Source organism: Pseudonocardia autotrophica (assembly GCF_003945385.1).
Taxonomy (GTDB): domain Bacteria; phylum Actinomycetota; class Actinomycetes; order Mycobacteriales; family Pseudonocardiaceae; genus Pseudonocardia; species Pseudonocardia autotrophica.
In genome coordinates this window covers 2,741,581-2,763,477 of record NZ_AP018920.1, presented here as the reverse complement: position 1 = coordinate 2,763,477, position 21,897 = coordinate 2,741,581, and the positions used below count along the sequence as shown (strand labels likewise).

Genomic DNA, 21,897 nt, shown 5'->3' with positions numbered 1-21,897 from the left:
TGCCACTGTGATCGGCCCTACAATTCCCGGACCATCACCGACGGTGATCGATGGTGCCACGAAAGGACCTTGATCCCACTCGTCGGAGGGACCTGTTCGCCATGTGTTCACATGCCCCTCCCCCACCGTCCGGTCGCCGCGATCCGGAATTGATCGAATTGCCGAGGGCCGCCCGGAATGTGACCCAGATCATCATCAACAGCACCTTAAATGGCATCCCCACCGGCGCAAGCGACACCTAAGGCGGACGCCACGGTGAGTGAAGCGCGGCCTCCTACATTCCGATCCGACAGAGAGGGGTGGATCGCGATGGCGGACCTGCAGCCGGATTTCATTTCTTCATTCCAACGCTGGACGAGCGAACGTGCCGACCAATCCGCAGTCGTTCTGCTGGAGAATTTCGACGATTCTCCGGGCCCCGGCGGACGCGGCCCGGAACTGAGCTACAAGGAGCTCGGCGAACGGGTCCGGCGGATGGCGGGCGGACTCGTCGCCGCTGGTCTGCGCGGCGAACGGGTGCTTCTGCTGCACCCGGCCGGCCCTGAGTTCGTCGTGGCGATGCTCGCCTGTCTGCATGCCGGCGTCGCGGCCGTGCCCGCGCCGCCACCGGACAGTTCCGGACGCGGTGTGCAACGGCTGACCGGAATCGTCGCCGATGCCGGGATCAGCTGTGTGCTGACCGCTACCGCGGCCAAGGGCGTCCACGACTGGCTCGCCGCGGCTGATCCGGACGGCCGGGTGCGGTGCCTGACCGAAGCCGATCTGGACGGCCCGGAGCCCCCGGACTCGGAGCTCGTGCTCGACAGCCCGGAGCGGACCGCCTTCGTCCAGTACACCTCGGGCTCGACCAGCGAGCCCAAGGGCGTCGTGGTGAGCCACCGGGCGCTCGCCCACAACCTGCACCAGATCGGACGGGCCCTCGATCTCACCGGGTCCGACGTCCGGGTCGTCGGCTGGATCCCGCACTACCACGACATGGGCCTGGTCGGACAGCTGCTGGCCGCCCTGCACCACGGCGGTTCGGTCGTCCTGATGTCGCCTACGTCGTTCCTGAAGCGCCCGCACCGCTGGCTCGCGATGGCCGCCGAGTACCGGGCCACCGTCCTGGTCGGCCCGGACTTCGCCTACGACCTCGTCACCCGGCGGGCCACCGCCGAGCAGATCGCCGCGCTCGATCTCGGCGCGATCCGCTCGGTCCTCAACGGATCCGAGCCGATCCACGCCGGCACCCTCACCCGGTTCCTCGCCCGCTTCGCCCCGGCCGGTCTCCGCCCGGAGACGCTGGTCCCCTGCTACGGGATGGCCGAGACGACGCTGCTGGTCAGCGCCGCACCGCAGGGCACCGGGATGGTCGACCGCACCGTCGACGCCGCCGCGCTGGAGGAGCACCGGATCGCCCCGGCCCGCCACGAGCGGCCGAGCCGCCGACTGGTGTCCAGCGGACGCCCGTTCGACATGGCGGTGCGGATCGTCGACCCGGACACCTGCGAGGAGCTCCCGGACGGCCGGATCGGCGAGATCTGGATCGCCGGTGCGAGCCTCGCCGACGGGTACTGGGGCCGTCCGGAGGCGACCGACGCCACCTTCGGCGCGCGGCTCGCCGGCGACTACAGCACCGCGACCCACCTGCGCAGCGGCGATCTCGGGGCGCTGGTCGACGGGGAGCTGTTCGTCACCGGGCGGATCAAGGAGATGCTCGTCCTCAACGGCCGCAACCTCTACCCGCAGGACCTCGAACGCACCGTCCGCGAGGCACACTCGACGGTGTCGGGCGGCATGACCGCGGTGTTCTCCGTGCCGAACGGTGATGCCGCCGAGCGGGCCGTCGCGGTGCAGGAGGTGCGGCCCGCCGATCTGCAGCGGATCGCGGCAGCCGAGCTCGTCGGCGCCGTCCGGCAGCGGGTGTGGCTGGAGCACGAGGTGCACCTGGGCGAGATCGTCCTCGTCCCGAGCGGCACGGTCGCCCGCACGACCAGCGGGAAGGTCCGCCGCGGCCAGATGCGGACATCGTTCCTGCGCGGCGAACTCCGGGTGCTCGCCCGGGCCGGGGACCGGTGAGCGCGGTGTTCCGCCATCCCCCGATGCTCGCGCTGGAAGCGCTGGAGGATCACCTCGGCCGGCCCGGCGCGGCCGCCGAGCGGGCCCGGCTCGACGACGACGAGACGTTCCCCGCCGGCGCCGTCGACGACCTGACGTCCTTCGGCCTGCACCTGCACTACATCCCCGCCGAGTACGGCGGCAGGCTGCACGACTACGAGTCGGCGGCCGCACTGATCCGGGCCGTCGCCGGACGCGACCTGACCGTGGCGATCGCGCACGGCAAGACCTTCCTGGGTGCGGTGTGCGTCTGGGTCGCCGGCGACGACCGGCAGGCCGGGCGGATCGCCGGCGACGTCGCCGACGGGCGGGCCGTGGCCTGGGGGCTGACCGAACGGGCACACGGCAGCGACCTGGTCGGCGGCGAGCTCGTCGGATCCCCGGTCCCCGACGGCATCCGCCTCGACGGCGAGAAGTGGCTGATCAACAACGCCACCCGCGGGGACATCATCTGTGTGCTGGCCCGGACCGACCCGGACGGCGGGCCGCGCGGCTTCAGCCTCTACATCGTCGACAAGCGCCGGATCCAGGCCGGGTCGCTGGAACCGCTCCCGAAGGTCCGGACGATCGGTATCCGGGGCGCGGACATCAGCGGCTTCCGGTTGCGCGGCACCGTCGTCGATCCGGAGCAGGATCGGGTCGGCCCGGCCGGCCACGGCCTGGAGACCGTCCTCAAGTCACTGCAGCTGACCCGGACCCTGTGCGCCGGCCTCTCACTCGGCGCCGCCGATCACGCACTGCGCCGGGCCGTCGGGTTCGCCGAGGTCCGGGTGCTGCACGGCAGGCTGCTGATCGACCTGCCTGCGGCCGGCCGGACGCTCGCCGAGTGCTATGCCGATCATCTGCTCGCCGAGGCGTTCGCCACCGTCGTGACCCGCAGCATCCAGGCGCTGCCGGGCGAGATGAGCGTGCTGTCGGCCGCCGTGAAATACCTCGTCCCGGTGCAGACCGAGGACATGCTGGCCCGGCTGCGCCGGTTGCTCGGCGCGCGTGCCTGGCTGCGCGACGTGGCCGCGGACGATCCGACCGGCGACGGCGGCGACACCGGCGCCGGCGAGTTCCAGAAGATCGAGCGGGACCACCGCATCGTGGCGCTGTTCGACGGCAACACCGTGGTCAACCTGAATTCCCTGGTCAGCCAGTTCCCGGCGCTGGTGCGGGCACATCGGAGGGTGGCCGGCACCACCGAGGGCCTGCAGGCGGCGGGCGATCTCGTCCGGCCGCTGCCCCCGGTCGATCTGGGCCGGTTGCGGCTGGTCGCGGTCGCCGGGGTGAGCCTGCTGCACGGGCTGGACGAGGCGGCCGATCGGGTGGCGGTGCTGGCCGACGCCGAGCCGGATCTCGACGCCGTCGCACGGGCGGTCCGGCGGCTCGCCGACCGGGCCGGGCCGCTGGTGGAGCAGATGCGGCTGCCGGTCAGCCCACCCGAGATCCCGGCCGAGGCGTTCGTACTCGCCGACCGGCTCGCCAGGACCCTCGCCGGCGCCGCCGCGACCGTCCTCTGGCTGGACAGCAGGGAGAACGTCTGCGGCGCGGGTGTACTCCCCTGGCGGGACGGCAGCTGGCTGCTCGCCGCACTGGACCGCGCCGCGGCCGGTGTCGACGACGGACCATCAGCCGATGGCGCCACCACCGGCAGCGGGGACGGCAGCGGCGAGGCCGACGAGCCGGCACTCGACCGCGCCTACGCCACCCTGCTCGCGGCGCTGCGCGAGCAGGTCCGCACCGGCCGGCTGACCTCGCTGTTCCCGGCCCGGCTGGCAGGTGCGGCGTGAACGCCTCCACCGCCGTCCCCGCCACCGTCCCCACCGCCACGACCCCGGACCGGGCCGCGCCGGACGAGCTGGAGACGCTGTTCGGCGACCCGTTCGACGAGCACAGCCCGACCGGCTACCGCGCCGTGCTGGAGGCGGACGATGCTGGAACGGTTCCGCGGGCCGCCACCCGGGTGCTCGACGAGTGGGGCGCCGGCGCCGAGTTCGTCCCGGCATCGCTGGGTGGCCGGCTCACCGCCGTCGACGAGCTGGTCCGCCGGTTCCGCCCGGTCTTCCGGCGGGACGCCGGATTGGGGCTGGGCCACGGCCTGACCTCGCTGATGGCGGCACTACCGGTCTGGACGGCAGGCGATCCCGGCCAGCGCCACCGGTTGGCAGGACAGCTGCTCGCCGGCCGGCCGGTGTCGGTCGCGTTCCACGAGCTCGCGCACGGCAACGATCTCTCGGCGAACGAGCTGGCCGCCCGCTCCACCCCGCACGGCTGGCTGGTCGACGGCGTGAAGCAGGTCGTGAACAACGCCGCGAGCGCCCCGGCGGCGGTGCTGCTCGCCCGGACCGGCCCCGGCGTCGACCGGGCCCACACGCTGCTGCTGCTCGACGACCTCGACCGGCTCCCCGCCGACCGGTTCTCCCGGCTGCCGCGTTTCCGGACCGTCGGGCTCACCGGCTGCACGCTGGCCGGTTTCCGGTTCGCCGGATGCCCTGCCCCGGCGGCGGCGACGATCGGCGAGCCCGGGCTCGGGGTGCCGATCGCGCTGGCCGCCTTCCAGGTCAGCCGGTGTGTCACCGCGGGGGCCTCGACCTCGCTGCTGGAGGCCGCGCTGGACGCGGTGCTCCGGTTCGCCGAGGGGCGGCGGCTCTACGGGCGGACGGTGGCCGACCTCCCGCACGCCCGGTCGCTGCTCGCAGGTGCCTACGCCGATCTGCACCTCGCACAGGTCACCGCGACGACCGCGGCCCGCGCGCTGCACCTGCACCCCGGTGGCGGCGCCCGGTACGCCGCCGCCACCAAGTACCTGGTCCCGCTACTGGTCGAGCGCGCGCTGGTCGATCTCTCGGTGGTACTGGGAGCCCGCAGCTACCTGCGCGAGGGCGAGTTCGCGATCGTCGGCAAGCATCTGCGCGACATCGGCGGGGTGTCGATCGGCCATGCCGGCGGGACCAGCTGCGCGCTCACCGTCCTCGGTCAGCTGCCCGGCCTGCGCCCGGCACCCGAGCCACCGGCACCCGAGGTGTTCGGCGATGCCCCGCTGCCCGAGCTCGACCCGGGCAGGCTACGGATCCTGGCCCGCCGGACCGACCCGCTGCTGGGGGTCCTCACCACCCGAGCCGGGACGCTCGCCGCGGACGCACGGCTCGACGACGACGTCCGCGACCGGCTGCGGGCGCTGGCCGCCGAGGCCGGTTCGATCGGCGAGCGCGCCGCGACGATCCCGCCGGCCCGCCGCGGGGTCGAGGCCGACCACCACGCACTCGGGCTCGCCGGGCGCTACGCCCGGCTGCTGGCCGCGGCGGCCTGCGTCGGACGCCACCTCGCGGCCGGCCCGCGGGACGAGGCGGGCACCCCCGAATGGCTGAGCACGGTGCTGCGCCGCCTCGACCAACGGAACGGTCGGGCCGCCCGGCCCGCCCCGGCCCGGGAGGACGACGTCCTGCTGGAGCGTGCCGCGGCCCGGACCGCGGCCGGGCTGAGCCTCGACCTGGATCCCGACCCCGTCGCACGCCCGACCTGACGCCCGACGTACCGGAGGAACACCATGACCGCCCGGCCCCACCCCACCGACTCCGCACAGCACGCCCCCGGCGCGGAGACGCTCGCCGACTGGCTGGTGAGCTGCATCGCCGACTACCGCGAGGTCCCGGCCGCCGAGATCGGCCAGGACGTCCCGCTGGCCGAGCTGGGCCTCGACTCGGTGTACGCACTGACGCTGTGCGGTGACATCGAGGAGCGCTGGGGCATCGAGACCGAGCCGACCGTGGCCTGGGACCACCCCACCATCGGTGCGCTGGCCACCCACCTGCACGAGCGGATCGTCACGGAAGGGGCCGGTGGATGACGACGGCCCCCAGCGCGCCGATCGCGGTCGTCGGCATCGACTGCCGGTTCCCGGGTGCCGCCGATCCGGAGGAGTTCTGGCAGCTCCTGCTCGACGGCGCGACCACCGCGACGGAGATCCCCACCGACCGCTGGTCCCCGGACGGGTTGCCGGACGGCGCCGGGACCCCCGCCGGTTTCCTGTCCGATCCGGACGTGTTCGACCACCGCTTCTTCGGGCTCTCGCCGAACGAGGCCGGCGCGATGGATCCCCAGCAACGGCTGCTGCTGCAGTGCGCGTGGCGGGCGATCGAGGACTCCGGGGCCGCACCCCGTTCGCTGGCCGGTTCGGCGTGCAGCGTGCACGTCGGGATGATGTCCAGCGAGTGGGGGACGGTGCACCTGTCCGACCCGGCCGGGATGACCGCGCACCGCGGTACCGGCAACGGCTACTGCATGGCGGCCAACCGGATCTCGTATCACCTGGATCTGCGGGGCCCGAGCATGGCCGTCGACACGGCGTGCTCCTCGTCGCTGGTGGCGACCCACCTCGCGTGCACGGCGTTGCGGGCCGGGGAGGTCGACACCGCGCTCGCCGCGGGCGTCAACCTGATCCTCACCCCCAGCCTGTCGATCTTCTACGCGCAGGCCGGGCTGGCCGCGCCGGACGGGATCTGCAAGCCCTACTCCCCCACCGCGGACGGGATCGGCCGCGGTGAGGGCGTCGGGGTCGTCGTGCTGCGCAGGCTGGCCGACGCGCAGGCCGACGGCCAGCGGGTGTACGCGGTCATCGACGGCGGGGCCGTCGCCTCCGACGGCCGCAGCAACGGGTTCACCGCACCCAACCGGTTCGCACAGGTCGCGGTGATCCGCTCGGCGCTGGCGCGGGCGGGTGCCGAAGCCGCCGGGATCGCCGTCCTGGAAGGGCACGGCACCGGCACCCGGCTGGGCGACCTGATCGAGCTCTCCGCGCTCGGCGACCTGCACGCCGGCCGGTCCGCACCGGCCGTCCTCGGTTCGGTCAAGGCGAACCTCGGCCATCTGGAGGGCGCGGCCGGGATCGCCGGCCTGATCAAGACCTGTCTCGCCCTGGAGCGCCGTACGCTGCCGCCCACCGCAGGTGCGGCCACCGGCCCGGACGCCGACCTCACCCGCTACGGCCTCACCGCGGCCGTCGGTGCCACCCGGCTGCCTGCCGGTCCGCTGCGGGCCGGTGTCAGCAGCTTCGGGCTCGGCGGCACCAACGCCCATCTGGTGCTCTCCGCGCCGCCCCGGACCCGGTTGCCCGGCGGGTCCCGGACCGACGCCACCGTGCTGGTGACCGGATCGGCGACCGCCGACGGGCTGGCCCGCAACGTGCGGGCACTCGCCACAGCGGTCGCCGCGGCACCGCCCGGCCGGTCCGGGCAGCTGGGCTGGACCAGCACCGGGGTGAAGGCCGGGCACCGGTTCCGCGCCGCCGTCGGAGCCACCCCGGAGGGCCTTCCGGCCGCACTCGACCGGCTGGCCCGGCGGTGCGCCGACGTGGAGTCCGTCGCCCCGGCCGGACGCCCACGCACCGCGCTGCTGTTCACCGGGCAGGGCAGCCAGTACGCCGGGATGACCCGGGAGCTGGCCCGGCGCTGCCCCCCGTACCTGCGGCACCTGCGCGACGCCGCGGACGCGCTCGGCCCGCTCACCGGCACGCCGGGCCCGGCCACCGACGCGGCGGACTCGATCACCGGCACGGCGGGCCCGGCCACCGACGCAGCGGACTCGATCACCGGCACCGCGGACGAGCTCTTGCTCGGCGCCGATCCACCGCCGATCGACGGGACCGGGCTGGCCCAGCCGCTGCTGTTCGCGGTCCAGTACGCGATGGCCCAGACCCTGCACGAGCTCGGGCTGCGGCCCGCACTGGTGCTCGGGCACAGCGTCGGCGAGATCGCCGCGGCCACCCGGGCCGGCGCGCTCACCCTGACCGAGGCGGCGCGCCTGGTCCGGGTCCGCGGCGCCGCGATGCAGGCATTGCCCGGCGGCGGCGGGATGCTCGCCGTCCGGGCCCCGATCGACACGGTCCGCACCGTCCTCGGGCCCGCGCTCGGTGCACGCGAGGGCGAGACCCTCGACGTCGCGGCGGACAACGGCCCGCGGGCCTGCGTGCTCGCCGGGTCCGCCGCGGCGCTGCAGCGGGCCCGCGCGGAGCTGGACCGGGCCGGGACGGAGGCCACCGAGCTGAGGGTCTCGCACGCGTTCCACTCCGGGCTGATGGCCCCGGCGGCGGACGTACTGCGCGCCGTCGCCGAGGAGCTGCCGGCCCGGCCACTGCAGCTACCGCTCGCCTCGACCGTCACCGGTGAGCTGCACCCGGCCGGCTCCGTCCTCGGCCCGGAGCACTGGCTGGCGCAGCTGACCGGGACCGTCCGGTTCGCCGAGGCGGCGGCGCACCTGGACGCCGCGACGCACAGCGTGGAGCTGGGGCCGCGTCCGGTCCTGACCGCACTGCTGCGGGAGGCGGGGACCGCGCCGGAGCTCACCGTGCTCGCCTGCTGCACCGGCCCGTCCTCGGACGGCGCGGAGATCGCCGAGATCACCGCCCGGCTCTACACCGACGGCGCCGACCCGGACTGGGACGGCGTGTTCGCGCCGTCCGAGCGGGTGCGGCGGCCGCTGCCCGGCCACGTGTTCGACACCGGCAGCCGATTCTGGTTCACCCCGGCCAGGCAGGGAGCCGGATCCGCTCCGGCACCGGTCGTCGAGATCGCCGCCGACGGCCCCGGTGTGGTGTCACCGGGCGCCGTCGCGCATCCGCTCACCGGCGACGGCGACGGCGGTGCCGGGGACCTGCTGGTCTCCACCGTGCTGGCCGCCATCCGGACGGTCAGCGGGCACGACCCGGGCACCGTGCCCGGCGACGCGCTGCTCGGGCGCGATCTCGGCTACGACTCGGTGATGGCCATGCGGCTGGCCGACGAGCTGGAACCGCACGTCACCGCCGGTCTCCCGATCGCCGCACTCGCCCCCGACAGCACCACCGTCGAGGACCTCATCGACCACGTCCGGACCGCTGCCGGGGCCCTCCCCCGGGAAGGAGCATCGACATGACCGGCACATCGCCCCGTCCCGGGACCGACCTCGTCGGGGTGCTGGGGACGGGAACGGCCCTGCCCGGCGAGCCGATCGGGAACGAGGAGATCGGCGAACGCTTCGGCGCCGACCCGCGCTGGGTCGAGCGCTTCATCGGGACCCGCACCCGGCACCTCGGCGTCGACCTGGCCAGCGGGAAGGTCACCCACACGCTGGTCGACCTGGCCACCGAGGCGGCCGCCGCGGCACTCGACGACGCGGGCATGGCGCCGGCCGACGTCGACGTCGTCGTCCTCGCGACCGCATCGCCGGAGCACCTGATGCCGGCCTCGGTCAACCTGGTCGCCGATCGGCTCGGGATCCACCAGGTGCCCACCTTCCAGCTCCAGTCCGGCTGCGCGGGCGCGATGCAGGCCCTCGACGTCGCCCACCGCGCGATCGGCGACGCGAACCCGGTGGCGCTGGTCGTCGGCGCCGACTCCTGTGCCAAGCATCTGGTCCTCGATCACGACTTCGCCCGGCTCCCGGCCTCCGAGCTCGTCAACTACGTGATCTTCGGTGACGGTGCGGGTGCTGCCCTGCTCGGCGCCGGGGAGACCAGCGGTGCGCTGCTCGGACCGGTCCGCAACCGGTTCGTCGGGCTCGGCCGCGATCCGGGCCAGGTGATCCGCTGGTTCGGTGCCGCCGACCGGGACAGCACCGATCAGCCGGTCGACGAGGACTACAAGGCGATCGAGTCCGGTGTTCCCGGGCTGGCCGCCGACATGGTGGCCGAGCTGCTCGCCGAGACCGGCTGGCCCGCGGCGACCGTGACCCACCTGCTCCCCCCGCAGCTGGGTGGCCGGATGACCGACCTGATCACCGCAGGGCTCACCGAGCGATTCGGGCTGACCGCGAGCGCGATCAACTGTGTCGCCGACACCGGCAACAACGGCAACGCCCTGCCGCTGCTGCAGCTGCACCGCCTGGTCGCCGATCTCGGGCCCGGCTCCCGGGCGCTCGGCGTCGCGGTCGAGTCCAGCAAGTGGATCCGCACCGGTTTCGCGCTGGAGTCGGTGTGAGCGCCGCCGTCGAGAACTCCCCGCAGGACGAGCTCGCCCGCGCCGACGCCGCCGGGCTCGTCGCGCGCTGGCCGGAGCTGCCCGCCCTGCTGGCCACCGCCGATCCGGCGACGGTGCGCCGGATCGGCGCCCGACTGGCCACGGTCGCCCCGGACGACGTGCTCGCCGCGCACCCGCGGGCCAGGGAACTGCCGGTGACCGTCACCGGCAGCTCCACCCTCGCACCGCTCGTCCCGGCGCTGACCGGTGAGCTGGCACGGCACGGATTCCTGGCCCGGATCGCGCTGGGTGACCCGGGCGGCTACGCGCTGGCACTCGCCGCCGATCCCGCACCGCACTCCACGACGCTGTGCCTGCTCGACGCCGGCGCGGTGTTCGACCGGTTCGGCGACGAGCCCTGGCTGGTCGCCGACGTCGAACAGGCCGCCGACGCGGTACGCGCCGAGCTCACGGCGGCCGCGGCCCGGCACGCCGCCGCCGGGGCCACACTGGTGCTCAGCACGCCGCCGCTCTGGTCGAGCTGGCCCGACCGGGTACTGGACCTGCGTGAACGCGCCCGGCTGGGCGCGGTGTGGCGGCGGTTCACCGCCGATCTCCTCGACCTCGGCGGCCCGGACGGGCCGGACGGCACCTACGTGATCGACACCGATCCGATCGCCGGTGACACCGGCCCGGCGCGGGACGCCCGGCTGGAGCGCTACACCCACGTCGCCTTCACCGACCCGTGGCTGTCCGCGCTGGCCCGCCGGTTCGGGCACCTGCTGCGGGGGCTGCACGGCACCCCGCGCAAGTGCCTCGTCCTCGACCTGGACGGCACGCTGTGGGGCGGCACGCTCGCCGAGACCGGCCCGGACGGGCTGGACATGGCCGAGGGCTTCCGCGGCGAGGCGCATCGCGCGTTCCAACGGACGGTCGCCCACCTCGGCCGGCAGGGCGTGCTGCTGGCGGTGTGCAGCAAGAACGACCCGGACGAGGTCGCCGCCGTCCTCGCCGAGCACCCCGATCTGCTGGTGCGCGCGGACGCGCTGACCGCGGTCGCCGCGAGCTGGGACCCGAAACCCGACGCGATCGGCCGGATCGCGCAGAGCATCGGCATCGGCACCGACAGCCTGGTGCTGGTCGACGACAACCGGTCCGAGACCGGCTCGGTGCGCGAGCGCTTCCCCGAGATCGTCACCGTGGACGTCGACGCCGACGACCCGGCGGGACACGTCGGGGCGCTGCTCGCCGACGGCTGGTTCGACTCACCGGCGATCACCGACGAGGACCGGGAACGCGCCGGGCGCTACCGCACCGAGGCCCGGCGCGCCGAGTTCCGGGCCGGTGTCGACGGCGTCGAGGAGTACCTGGCCGGGCTCGGGACCCGGCTCGAGGTCTTCGTGCCCGGCCCCGCCGACGTCGCCAGGGTCGCCCAGCTGACCCGGCGGACCAACCAGTTCAACCTGACGACCGTCCGGCTCGACGACCGGTCGGTGCACGACCGGCTCGCCGATCCGCAGGAGCTCACCGTCGCCGTCCAGGTCGGCGACCGGTTCGGTGACCACGGCCTGATCGGGGCCGCCTTCGCCCGCTGGTCCGGTACCGGACCGGAGCGGACGCTGCGGATCGAGAACCTGGTCATGTCCTGCCGGGTGCTCGGCCGCGGCGTCGAGTCCGCCTGGATCGCCGAGCTGCTCCGGCACGCCGCGGACGGCGGTGCCACCGCCGTGCTCGCCGGCTACCGGCCATCGCCACGCAACGCGCGGGTCCGGGAGCTCTGGCCGGATCACGGGTTCGTCGCGGACGGCACCGGGCCGGACGACGAGCTGCGGTTCCGGCACCCGCTGGATCCGCTGCCCGGCACACCACCGCACGTGCACGTCCGCGCCACCCTGCCCGCACCGACCGGAGGTTCCCGGTGACCACACCTGCCCGGCTCGACGTCCCCCGTTTCACCGCGCTGCTGCGCGACGAGCTCGGACTCGACCTCACCGACCGCGACCTCGACACCCCGTTCGACCGGCTCGCCGGCTGGGACTCGGTGATGCTGCTGCGGCTGCTCGGCGCCGCCGAGCCGCTGACCGGCCGCCGGGCCCCGATGATCGAGGTCCTGGAGGCGACCGACCTGCGCGGGGTGCACCTCGCGCTGATCCGGTGACGGTGGTCGTACCGTTCCCCCGGGAGCGGCGGCACACCCTGCACTTCCTGCACGCCCTGCGGGCGGTGAGCCCGGTGCACCTCGACACCGAGGTCGACGTCTCCGCCCTGCAGCAATACCGGGCCGGGCGCCCGGGCGCGCCGTCGGTGCTGGTCCACGTGCTGCAGGCGGTCGGGACGGTGCTCGCCGGGCACCCGGACGCCAACGCCGCGATCACCGGGCCCGGCTGGGCACCACGGATCGTGCGCTACGCCCACGTCGACGCCAAGGTGACCCTCGACCGGCGGATCGGGGACACCCGCGCGGTGGTCAGCGCCGTCGTCCCGGACGTCGACGTCGCCTCCCGCTCGTTCCTGCAGGCCCGGCTGGCCCGGCTGCGCGAGAGCGCCCCGGAGACGCTGCCGGAGACCGCCGGGGTCCGGCTGCTGTCCCGGGTGCCGGTGCCGGTCGGCCGATGGTTGTTCGCGGCCGCGACCCGCGGTCCGGGGCGGCACCGGCGGCTGGGGACCGTCTCGGTCACCTCGCTCGGGCACCGGCGGGTGCAGCGCTTCTTCTCCTGCGGCGGTACCGCCGTCACCGTCGGGGTGGGCCGGGTCGCCGACCGCCCGGTCGCCCGGGAGGGCCGGGTGTGTGTGGTGCCGGTGCTGCCGCTGTCGCTGACCTTCGACCATCGGGTGCTCGACGGCGCGCTGGCCGCGGACGTCCTCGACGACCTGGTCTCGGTGCTGGAGGCCACGCCGGAACCGGAGCCGGGGCCGTGAGGGCGAGCGCGCCGCTGCCCGCCGCCCCCGACCGGCCCGCCCGGTGGACGGCGCTGCGCCGGGTCCTCGACCACACCGGGCACCTGGTGCTGTACCTGCCCGCCGGGTACTGGCCGCGCGGCGCGGAGCTGCTGTCGCTGGCCCGGCGGCTGCTCCCCGAGGCCCGCGACGGTCGTGCCGGGCTGGCCAGGGGCCGCTACCGCCGCCCGTACCTGGTCGATCTGCGCACGGCGGCACCACTGCCGGTGGACGTGAACCTGTCGCACAGCGGTGATCTGGTCGTCGTCGGGGTGAGCCGGACCGCACGGATCGGGGTCGACGCCGAGCGGACCGATCGGACGATCGCCACCGGGCCGACGATGCTGGCGCGGTTCTGCGACCCGGCCGAGCGGGCCTGGCTCGCGACCCTCGACCCCGGCGCGCGGGTCGCCGAGATCGCCCGGTTGTGGACCTGCAAGGAGGCGACGGCCAAGGCCGACGGCCGCGGACTCGGCCTGGACCTGCGGACGGTCCGGGTCGGCGGGGTGCCGGATCCGCCGGTGCACGCGCACCCGGTCGAGCTCCGCCCCGGCGACCGGTACTGGGTCGCGACCGCTCTGCTCACCGATCCGCCGCCGGTCCACGGCCGCACCCGGGAGGAACCGACATGACCGCCACCGCCCACCGCGGGGCACCGGCAGCCGATGCCCACCACCCACCCGAGCCGCCCGAGCCGGCAGAGGTCGTCGAGCTGGCCCGGCTGCACGCCGGCGCCCAGGGCATCTCCCGCGCCGCGTTCGACACCGTCGTCGGCTCCATCGGCTCCATCGGCGACGCGGCCGGCTCCATCGGCGACGGGGGCGGCTGGGCCGCCGCCTGGGCCCGCGTCGGCGACCGGAAGGCGGCGGCCGGGCTCCCCCTGGACGCCTGCCGGCACCACGCGATGGCCCGCTGGCCCTATCCGGCCGATCCGGCCGGTGCCCGGTCGGCGATCGAGTGCGTGCGCACCTTCGACATCTGGCGCCGGCGGGCCGGCGGCATCGACCGGCTGGACCTCGATCTGCCGGGCGGCCGGGTCGGCTGCTGGACCACCGGGCTCGACCCGGCGGTGGACCCGCCACCGGGACCGTCCCGGCCGCTCGTGCTCGTGCTCGGCGGGATCGTCAGCATCAAGGAGCAGTGGGCGCCGCTGCTCACCGGGATGCGGCGCCTCGGGCTCCCGGTCGTCGTCACGGAGCTGCCGTCGGTCGGGGAGAACACCGTCCGCTACGGGCCCGCCGCCACCGACCTGATCCCGCAGCTGCTCGATCGGCTGGGCCCGCACGCCTGCCGGCGCGGGGTGCACGTGATCGGGCTCAGCTTCGGTGGCCACCTGGCGCTCGCCGCGGCACCGGACGACCCGCGGATCGCCTCGATCCTCACCGTCGGGGCGCCGGTGCACCGGCTGTTCGCCGATCGCGCGCTGTGGCCGCTGCTGCCCCGCACCACCACCGCGACCCTCGAACACCTGACCGGGACCCGCGGCGCCGACACCCCCGCGCTGCTGTCGTCGATGGCGCTGTCCCCGGACGCGCTGGGGCGGGTGCGGATCCCGGTCCGCTACGTCGCGAGCCGGCGCGACGAGATCGTCCCCCGCTCCGAGTGGGAGCTGCTCGCCCGGCACCTCCCCGATCTCGAGTGGGTCGAGTTCGACGACGTCCACGGTGCGCCCGCGCACCTGGCCGACACCCGGTTGTGGCTCGTCACCCGGCTGCTGCGGCAGTGCGGGGACCGGCGGGCCGCGGTCCCGGGCGCCCTGCTGGCCCTGCGTGGACGCGCGGGCCGGGGCGGACGTACCAGCACCCGAACCGTGAGGAACCGATCATGACCGCCTCCGTCGTCAGCACGCCGCCGATCCGGGTCACCGGCGGCGCGGCACCGGACCGGCCCGCACTCGTCTGCCTGCACCACGCCGGGGGCAGTGCCGCCGCGTTCCGCGACTGGGACGCCGCGCTGCCCGGCGTCGAGGTGCACGCCGTCGAGCTTCCCGGTCACGGCGTGCGGGCCGCCGAACCCGCCGAGCAGGACCTGCACCGGCTGCTCGACCGGCTCGACACCGAGCTCGGGCCACTGCTCGACAGCCGGCCGCACGTGCTGTTCGGGCACTCGATGGGCGGGCTGCTCGGCTATCACCTGTCCAGCAGGCGGGTGCTGCGCGGCGACCGGCCGGCGTCCGCGCTGCTCGTCGCGGCCTATTCCGCGCCGCACCTGGCCCGCCCCGCGATCACCGGGATCGACCTGGACTCGGTCGACGACCTGGCGCTCGCCCGGCATCTCGCCGGGATCGGCGGGATCCCGGCCGCGCTGCTGCGCCGGCCCGAGTGGCTGCCGGCGCTGCTCGGACCGGCCCGGGCCGACCTGCGGGTCTGTGCCGGGCACCGGTACCGGCCCGGCCCGCCGCTGCCGGTCCCGGTGCACGCCTTCGCCGGCCGCACCGATCCGCTGGTGCCGGTGTCGGCGATGGCCGGCTGGGCCGCGCACACGGACGCCGGATTCGAGCTGACCGTGCTGCCCGGCGGCCACTTCCTGGTCCAGGACGAGCAGGCCGGTCTGCTCCCGGCCGTCGCCACCGCACTCACCGGCGCCGCGACGGCCGCCGGCACACCCGTCTGATGCCCGACGCCCCGGCGGGCTGCACAGCGGGCTGCACGGCGAACCACACGGAGGACCGGATGGACGACGACACGACTGACGGCACGGCGCACGAGACGGAGCACGAGATGGACGACACGACCCCCGCCCCGGAACGGACCGACGTCTGCGTGATCGGTGGCGGCCCGGCCGGCCTGTCGCTGGCACTGGGCCTGGCCCGGGACGGGCACCGGGTGACGGTGCTGGAGCAGTCGGCGCGCTTCGACCGCTCGTTCCGCGGCGAGTCGCTCTCCCCGGACGGCGTGTGGCTGCTGGACCGGCTCGGTGTCCTGGACACCATCGGTGAGCGCGGCGCGCTCACCGTGCAGCGGCTGGAGATCTCCGAGGGCGGCACGACCGTGTTCGCCACCGAGTTCGAGCAGTTCCGGTTCCCGCGCCGGTTCCCGATGGAGATCCCGCAGCCGACGCTGCTCCGGGCGCTCGCCGAGGCCGCCGCCGAGTACCCGGGTTTCACCCTGCAGCACGGCTGCACCGCGCTCGAGCTGCTCGAGTCCGACGGTGTGGTGACCGGGGTCCGCTACCGCGGACCGGACGGGCCACGGGAGTTGACGGCCGCGCTGGTGGTCGGCGCCGACGGGCGCTACAGCAAGGTCCGCACGATGTCCGGGCTGGACGCCACGATCCGCCCGCTGGACCGCGACGTCGTCTGGCTCCGGCTCCCGCGCCCCGACGGCTGGGATCCGGCCGCCTACCGCATCCGGCTCGACCGGGCCCGGCACGCCCTGTTCATCCCGACCTACCCCGACGACATCAGGATCGGGTTCAACATCCCCAAGGGCGGCCTGAAAGAGCTGCGGCGCAGCGGAATCGGTGAGCTCCACCGGCGGATCGACGAGCTCGCACCCGAGCTCGCCGGCCCGTTGCGCGACACCGTCACCGGCTGGGCCGGGACGACGGTGCTGGACATCTTCACCGCGACCGTGCCCCGCTGGTCCCGCCCCGGGCTGGTGCTGATCGGCGACTCCGCGCACACCCTGACCCCGATCCTCGGGCAGGGCGTCAACCACGCCCTGATCGACGGGCACACCCTCGCCGGCCTGCTGGCCGCTCCGCTGCGTGCCGCCGGTGAGCGTCGACGGGCGCTGGTGGACACCGCGTTGCTGCGCTTCCAGGACGAGCGGGAGAACGCGGTGCGCGTCTCCCGCGGCCTGCAGCTGCGCCAGGAGCGTGCCTTCACCTTCGGCTCCCGGGCCGCGGTCGCCGCCCGCAGCGGGCTGTACCGTGCGCTCGGCAGCAGCCCGTACCTGCAGCGGCGGATGCTGGGCAGCGCCTACTTCCAGCTCCAGCGCGAGCTGGCCGCCTGAGGAGGCCGATGTCCACCACCCCGCGCCCCGGGCCGGACCGACCGCTCGCCGCCCGCGTGGCGTTGTGGTCGCTCGCCGCCCTCCTGGGCGCCTTCGCCGCGTTCGAGATGATCAAGCACGGGGGCTGGACGCTGCCGCTCGGGCTGCTCGGTGTGCTGCTGCCGGTCGCCGCGGGCCGGTTCCGGAGGCCCGCCGCCGTGCTGGACCATCCGCTGCCACCGGTGCTGGTGCTGGCCGCAGCGACCTTCCTGACCGGGTCCCAGGCCCAGGCGGCGCCACCGTTCACCCTCGGCCTGACCTGGCTGTGCTGCGTCCTGGTCCGGCGGGCCCTGCGGCCCCGGCGGGCTCCGCGGCGTCGCCCGGGAGCAAGCCCGGCCTAAGCCTGCGCTCAGCCCACCCGGCGACGCTGGTGCGGATCGGTGACCGCACCACACGCAACCCGCGCTGGGAGACCGCATGGACGTCGACACCCGGGACGGCACGAGCACCACCTCGGGCTGCCCGCTGAGCTATCCCTTCAACCGGCCATCGGCGATCGAGCTGCCACCGGTGTACACCGACCTCCGGGCGGACACCCCGGTGGCCGAGGTGACACTGCCCAGCGGCGACCGCGGGTACGTGGTGAGCCGCTACGACGACGCGAAGCTCGTCCTCGCCGATCCGCGCTTCAGCCGGGCGGCGATGGCCGCCGACGGCGCACCGCGGCTGACCCCGGTCCCGATGCCGCCGAACAGCCTGTTCAGCACGGACCCGCCGGAGCACACCCGGCTCCGCAAGCTCGTGACCGGCGAGTTCACCCGGCGCCGGATCACCGCGCTGGAGCCCCGCATCCAGGAGATGACCGACGAGCTGCTCGACACGATGGCCGCGAACGGCGGCCCGGTCGATCTCAACCCGGCGCTGGCGTTCCCGCTGCCGGTCGGCGTGATCTGCGAGCTGCTGGGCGTCCCGTTCGAGGACCGGGAGAAGTTCCGGGAGTGGTCGAACGCGATCGTCTCGCTCACCTCGCACACCCCCGAGCAGATGATCGAACAGCGGATGCAGATGGCGGGCTACCTCTACGAGCTCATCGGCCGGCGCGCCGACGAGCCGGGTGAGGATCTGCTGAGCGCGCTCATCCAGGCGCACCAGGACCGGGGCGCCCTCGACGAGGGCGAGCTGATCGTGATGGCGATGACCCTGCTCGTCGCGGGCCACGAGACGACGGTCAGCATGATCGGCGCCTGCGTGCTGACGCTGCTGCGGCACCCGGAGATCCTCGCCGAGGTGGTCGAGAACCCGGGGCGGGTCGACGCCATGCTCGACGAGCTGCTGCGGGTCAACCCGATCGGCGACGGCGGCCCGCTGCGGATCACGCTGGAGGACGTCGAGATCGCCGGCACCGTGATCCCGAAGGGCAGTGCGGTGCTCGCCGCGGTCTGCTCGGCGAACCGGGACGAGAAGATCTTCGACCGGCCGGACGAGTTCGTCCCGGGCCGCGAGCACAATCCGCACCTCGCCTTCGGGCACGGCATCCACCACTGCCTCGGTGCGTCGCTGGCCCGGTCCGAGCTGCGGATCACCATCGAGAGCCTGTTCCGGCGGTTCCCGACGCTGCGCCTGGCCGCACCGGTCGAGGAGCTGCGGATGAAGAGCGGGATGCTGGTGCACGGCCTGGAGCGGCTGCCCGTCACCTGGTGACCCGCTGCCGACGACCGGGAGGGCCCGGAGCCACCACGGTCCGGGCCCTCCCGCACGGGCGGATCAGCGGACCGCGCGGACCCCGAGCACCAGCGCACCACCGAGCACGGTCACGACCGCGGTCAGCGCGTACAGCACCGGGTAGCCGCCCGTCCCGGTCACCAGCGGGACCGCGACGGCGGGCGCCAGCAGCTGCGGTGCGGTGGCGGCGACGGCGAACACGCCCATGTCCCGCGCGGTGTGCTCGAGCGAGGGCAGCACCTGGGCGACGACGGCGAGATCCACCGCCAGGAACGTCCCGAACCCGAGCCCGATCAGCACCGCCGCCACCAGAGCGAGCGGCCAGACCGGCGTGCTCGCGAGTATCGACGCGCCCAGCCCCATCAGCGCCCCGCCACCGACGACGAAGACCTTGCGCCGCCCGGTCCGGTCCGACCAGCGCCCCGACACCAGCGAGGCCACGATCGCCGAGACGACGGTGAGCGCGGTGACGACGAGGACCGAGCCGGCCACGTCGGGACGCCCGAGCTCGTCGTCGACGTAGTAGACGAGGTACTGGGTCACCAGGGCGAAGCCGAGCATCACCAGGAAGCGGCCGGACCAGACCCACACCATGTCCGGGGTCATCCGGACGGCCGTCCGCCGGGCCGGTGCCGGAGCCGCGTGTGCTCCGCCCGGGCGCTCCGGGAACAGGAGCAGGAACGGCAACAGCGCGGCGAGCAGGACGACCACCATCGCCAGGTAGCCGCCCGCCAGGTCCGGGACGACCGCGTTCACCAGTACCGTGCCGAGCAGGGCGCCCAGCATCTGGCTGGTGCCGGCCCAGCCCGCGACCGTGCCCAGCTGGGCGGGCGGCACCCGGTCCGGGACGGTGGCGAGCAGCCCGGCCAGCACCGCGGCCAGTCCGAGCTGGGCGAGCGCCCAGCCGCCCACCAGCAGCACCGGACCGGTCGGTCCGAGCGCCAGCACCACCAGCGCCACCGCGGCCAGCAGCGCGCCGCCACCGATCCACGGCCGCCGACGCCCGAACGGGGTCCGGATCCGGTCGCTGGCCGCGCCGAACAGCGGCACCGCGAGCATCGTGACGCCCGCCCCGATCCCGGTGGCCAGCCCGAACAACAGCTCCTTGCCCGCCGGGTCGATCAGCTCGGCCTGCCGGGCGAGCTGCACCTGTGCGGGGGTCAGCGCGGCCAGCCACATGCCGGTACAGGCCACGGTGAAGGCGGCGATCCACCGGCGGCCGACAGGCGCGACCGGGGCGCCCGGCCCGGGCGCGCCGCTCCCGGTGCCGAGCTCGGTCTCGGTCTCGCTCTCGGGGACGGGACGGGTCGTCATGTCGTCTCTTCTCGTTCGGCGGGAGCTCTCGCCGCGCAGCATCGGACACCCCGCCCACCGCCGGCCTGAGCGTCGCCTAAGGCCGGCTGAAGCCGTCCGCGGTGAGGTGGGACCCGCTCACCGCTCGACCGACCCGCTGGGGGAAGCCGTGCCCACCGTCCGCACCGAGATCGACGTCGATGCACCACCGGAGATCGTCTGGCAGCTCATCACCGCACCGGACGGCCGGGACTGGGACCCGTTCTTCGCCCGGATCGCGGGCACCCTGGAGCCCGGAGAACGGCTGGACGTGGCGCTCTGCGCGACCTACGGCGGCATGCGGTTCCGGCCGCGGGTCGACGTGGCCGACGCACCGCACGAGCTGGTGTGGACGGGGCGTTTCCTGATTCCGGGCCTGGTCGACGGCCGGCACGGGTTCCGGCTGACCCGCCGTGCCGGCGGCGGCACGCACCTGGAGCACCGCGAGGAGTTCCGCGGCCTGCTCGTACCACTGGCCGGTCGGGTGGTGCGCGACGCCGGGGCCGGGTTCGCGGCGTTCAACAGCGCGCTCAAGGCGCGGGCCGAGCATCCCGACACCGCACCCGCCACGGCGTGAGCAGCACCCCACCGAGCGCAGGAGGAAATCCCATGACCGGCACGACCGGCGTCACCCCTACCACCCGACTGCCGGGGACACCTCCGGCCGCAGCCCGGTCCGCCGCAGCGGCGCTCGTCGTCGCCGGATTGTCGTTCGCGCTGCTCCCACCGCTGTTCCCGCACGACTCCGCCGAACCGGGACTGGTCGGCGCGGCGGCGACCGCGACGACCGCATGGACGGTGTCGCACCTGTTCGGGATGCTCGCCCTGATCGCCCTGCCGCTGGGGGTGTACGGGATCCGCGGCCTGCTCGGCGGCTCCGCGGGGCCCGCGGTGCTGCTGACCACCGCCGGCTGCGGCCTGGCGCTCCCCTACTACGGCGCGGAGACCTTCGGCGCGGCGGCCGTCGCCGAGCTGGCGCTGGCGACCGGCGACGTGTCGCTGCTCAGCGGGGTGGAGGCGATCCGCTGGGGTGCACTCCCGGCGACGTTCCTCGCCACCGGGATGCTGGTACTCGCCGCGGCCGGTGTGCTGATCGCGGTGGGTGTGCGCGGCGGCGGGGCGCTGCCGTCCTGGGCCGGGGTCCCGCTGGCCGCCGGTCTGGTCCTGTTCGTCCCGCAGTTCTTCGCCCCGCCCGCGGTACGGGTGCTGCACGGGGTGCTGCTCGCCGCGGGCTGCATCCTGCTCGCGGTCACGGCGCTGCGGCCGTCCGGCACCCGGCGGTAGCCGCAGCACGGCACAGCGCGATCCGGCACAGCGCGGTGCGGGGTCGCCCGGTGCGGTGTGGGCCGCGGCCGAATGGGCCCGGCCCTCACCGTGGCGCGCCGCCCACGATCCGCAGCACCACGGCCGCGACGTCGCCGGCGACCTGCTCGGGCGTCCCGCCGGGCAGCACCAGGTGGCTCACCACCAGCCGCGACGCCGTGGCGGCGGCGAGCCGGACATCGCTCTCGGGCAGGTCCGGCCGCACGCGCCGCAGGAAGCCCGCCGCCCGCTCGGTGGCCGCGGCGACGATCGGGCCCGAGCCCGTCCCGAACGCCGACGGCACCGCGGCGTCGCCGGTCAGCAGCGCCGTCACCAGCGGGTTGCGCGCCGCCTCGATGAGCGCCGCGTGCACCGCGGCGACCCATGCGGCGTGCAGGTCCGGCTCGCCGTCCAGCGCGGCCTCGATCCGGTCCAGGAACCGGCCGGTCGCGCGCAGCACCAGCGCCGCGGCCAGACCGTCGCGGTCGCCGAACTCGCTGTAGAGGGTCTGCCTGCTCACCCCGACCCGGCGGGCCAGCTCCGGCATCGACATCCGGTCCCCCGCGACGGCCAGCTGCTCGGCGACGTCGAGCACCTCGGCCCGCAGGTCGTCGCGCGCGCGCCGGGCCATCGTCCGCCGTTCCACGCGCCGATTC

The 21,897-nt window shown here is 75.0% G+C and carries 19 protein-coding genes; 17 read left to right on the top strand and 2 right to left on the bottom strand.

Annotated elements, in window-relative coordinates; all coding sequences use genetic code 11:
• Positions 1-309 precede the first annotated feature (309 nt).
• The 15 genes from Pdca_RS13080 (at position 310) to Pdca_RS13010 (ending at position 18,586) form a co-directional block, all read left to right on the top strand.
• The gene (locus Pdca_RS13080; protein ID WP_158092075.1) at positions 310-2,058 is read left to right on the top strand and encodes a fatty acyl-AMP ligase; all 1,749 of its coding nucleotides are present in this window, start codon (positions 310-312) and stop codon (positions 2,056-2,058) included.
• The gene (locus tag Pdca_RS13075; RefSeq protein ID WP_085911379.1) at positions 2,055-3,872 is read left to right on the top strand and encodes an acyl-CoA dehydrogenase family protein; all 1,818 of its coding nucleotides are present in this window, start codon (positions 2,055-2,057) and stop codon (positions 3,870-3,872) included. The genes Pdca_RS13080 and Pdca_RS13075 overlap by 4 nt, the downstream gene beginning before the upstream one ends.
• Positions 3,869-5,605: an acyl-CoA dehydrogenase family protein gene (locus Pdca_RS13070; RefSeq protein WP_085911378.1), complete on the top strand. Its 1,737-nt coding sequence runs from the start codon at positions 3,869-3,871 to the stop codon at positions 5,603-5,605. Before Pdca_RS13075 ends, Pdca_RS13070 begins: the two co-directional genes overlap by 4 nt.
• A 24-nt stretch (positions 5,606-5,629) precedes the next feature.
• Positions 5,630-5,929, top strand: a complete 300-nt coding sequence (locus tag Pdca_RS13065; protein WP_085911377.1) for an acyl carrier protein — start codon at positions 5,630-5,632, stop codon at positions 5,927-5,929.
• Positions 5,926-8,991 carry a type I polyketide synthase gene (locus Pdca_RS13060; protein ID WP_085911376.1) on the top strand — a complete coding sequence of 1,022 codons (3,066 nt, stop codon included), beginning with the start codon at positions 5,926-5,928 and terminating at the stop codon, positions 8,989-8,991. Before Pdca_RS13065 ends, Pdca_RS13060 begins: the two co-directional genes overlap by 4 nt.
• Positions 8,988-10,034 (top strand): hypothetical protein, encoded by a 1,047-nt coding sequence (locus tag Pdca_RS13055; protein ID WP_085911375.1) that lies wholly within the window; start codon positions 8,988-8,990, stop codon positions 10,032-10,034. Before Pdca_RS13060 ends, Pdca_RS13055 begins: the two co-directional genes overlap by 4 nt.
• A complete protein-coding gene (locus Pdca_RS13050; RefSeq protein WP_085911374.1) occupies positions 10,031-11,935 on the top strand; it encodes an HAD-IIIC family phosphatase in 1,905 nt (634 codons plus the stop codon). The genes Pdca_RS13055 and Pdca_RS13050 overlap by 4 nt, the downstream gene beginning before the upstream one ends.
• Positions 11,932-12,171: an acyl carrier protein gene (locus Pdca_RS13045; protein ID WP_085911373.1), complete on the top strand. Its 240-nt coding sequence runs from the start codon at positions 11,932-11,934 to the stop codon at positions 12,169-12,171. Before Pdca_RS13050 ends, Pdca_RS13045 begins: the two co-directional genes overlap by 4 nt.
• On the top strand, positions 12,168-12,932 hold the full coding sequence (locus tag Pdca_RS13040; RefSeq protein WP_085911372.1) for a 2-oxo acid dehydrogenase subunit E2: 765 nt from the start codon (positions 12,168-12,170) through the stop codon (positions 12,930-12,932). The genes Pdca_RS13045 and Pdca_RS13040 overlap by 4 nt, the downstream gene beginning before the upstream one ends.
• Complete coding sequence (locus Pdca_RS37520) at positions 12,929-13,582, top strand: 4'-phosphopantetheinyl transferase family protein (RefSeq protein WP_158092074.1); 654 nt, start codon at positions 12,929-12,931, stop codon at positions 13,580-13,582. Before Pdca_RS13040 ends, Pdca_RS37520 begins: the two co-directional genes overlap by 4 nt.
• Entirely contained in the window at positions 13,579-14,778 is a 1,200-nt protein-coding gene (locus Pdca_RS13030; RefSeq protein WP_085911370.1) for an alpha/beta fold hydrolase, read from the top strand. Before Pdca_RS37520 ends, Pdca_RS13030 begins: the two co-directional genes overlap by 4 nt.
• The gene (locus Pdca_RS13025) at positions 14,775-15,563 is read left to right on the top strand and encodes a thioesterase II family protein (protein ID WP_085911369.1); all 789 of its coding nucleotides are present in this window, start codon (positions 14,775-14,777) and stop codon (positions 15,561-15,563) included. Before Pdca_RS13030 ends, Pdca_RS13025 begins: the two co-directional genes overlap by 4 nt.
• Positions 15,564-15,622: 59 nt before the next feature.
• Complete coding sequence (locus Pdca_RS13020) at positions 15,623-16,906, top strand: FAD-dependent oxidoreductase (protein WP_232021552.1); 1,284 nt, start codon at positions 15,623-15,625, stop codon at positions 16,904-16,906.
• A gap of 8 nt (positions 16,907-16,914) precedes the next feature.
• Positions 16,915-17,286 (top strand): hypothetical protein, encoded by a 372-nt coding sequence (locus Pdca_RS13015; RefSeq protein WP_085911368.1) that lies wholly within the window; start codon positions 16,915-16,917, stop codon positions 17,284-17,286.
• A gap of 76 nt (positions 17,287-17,362) precedes the next feature.
• Positions 17,363-18,586, top strand: a complete 1,224-nt coding sequence (locus tag Pdca_RS13010) for a cytochrome P450 (RefSeq protein WP_085911367.1) — start codon at positions 17,363-17,365, stop codon at positions 18,584-18,586.
• A 63-nt stretch (positions 18,587-18,649) separates the two neighbouring features.
• Here Pdca_RS13010 and Pdca_RS13005 read toward each other — a convergent pair whose 3' ends face one another.
• The gene (locus Pdca_RS13005) at positions 18,650-19,921 is read right to left on the bottom strand and encodes an MFS transporter (RefSeq protein ID WP_158092073.1); all 1,272 of its coding nucleotides are present in this window, start codon (positions 19,919-19,921) and stop codon (positions 18,650-18,652) included.
• 148 nt (positions 19,922-20,069) lie between these two features.
• Between Pdca_RS13005 and Pdca_RS35530 the strand changes: the two genes are divergently transcribed.
• Together Pdca_RS35530 and Pdca_RS12995 are read left to right on the top strand one after the other, a co-directional pair.
• Entirely contained in the window at positions 20,070-20,516 is a 447-nt protein-coding gene (locus tag Pdca_RS35530; protein WP_158092072.1) for an SRPBCC domain-containing protein, read from the top strand.
• Between the two features lie 32 nt (positions 20,517-20,548).
• Positions 20,549-21,223 (top strand): hypothetical protein, encoded by a 675-nt coding sequence (locus Pdca_RS12995; RefSeq protein WP_085911365.1) that lies wholly within the window; start codon positions 20,549-20,551, stop codon positions 21,221-21,223.
• 85 nt (positions 21,224-21,308) lie between these two features.
• Here Pdca_RS12995 and Pdca_RS12990 read toward each other — a convergent pair whose 3' ends face one another.
• Positions 21,309-21,887 (bottom strand): TetR/AcrR family transcriptional regulator, encoded by a 579-nt coding sequence (locus Pdca_RS12990; protein ID WP_158092071.1) that lies wholly within the window; start codon positions 21,885-21,887, stop codon positions 21,309-21,311.
• Positions 21,888-21,897: the final 10 nt, after the last annotated feature.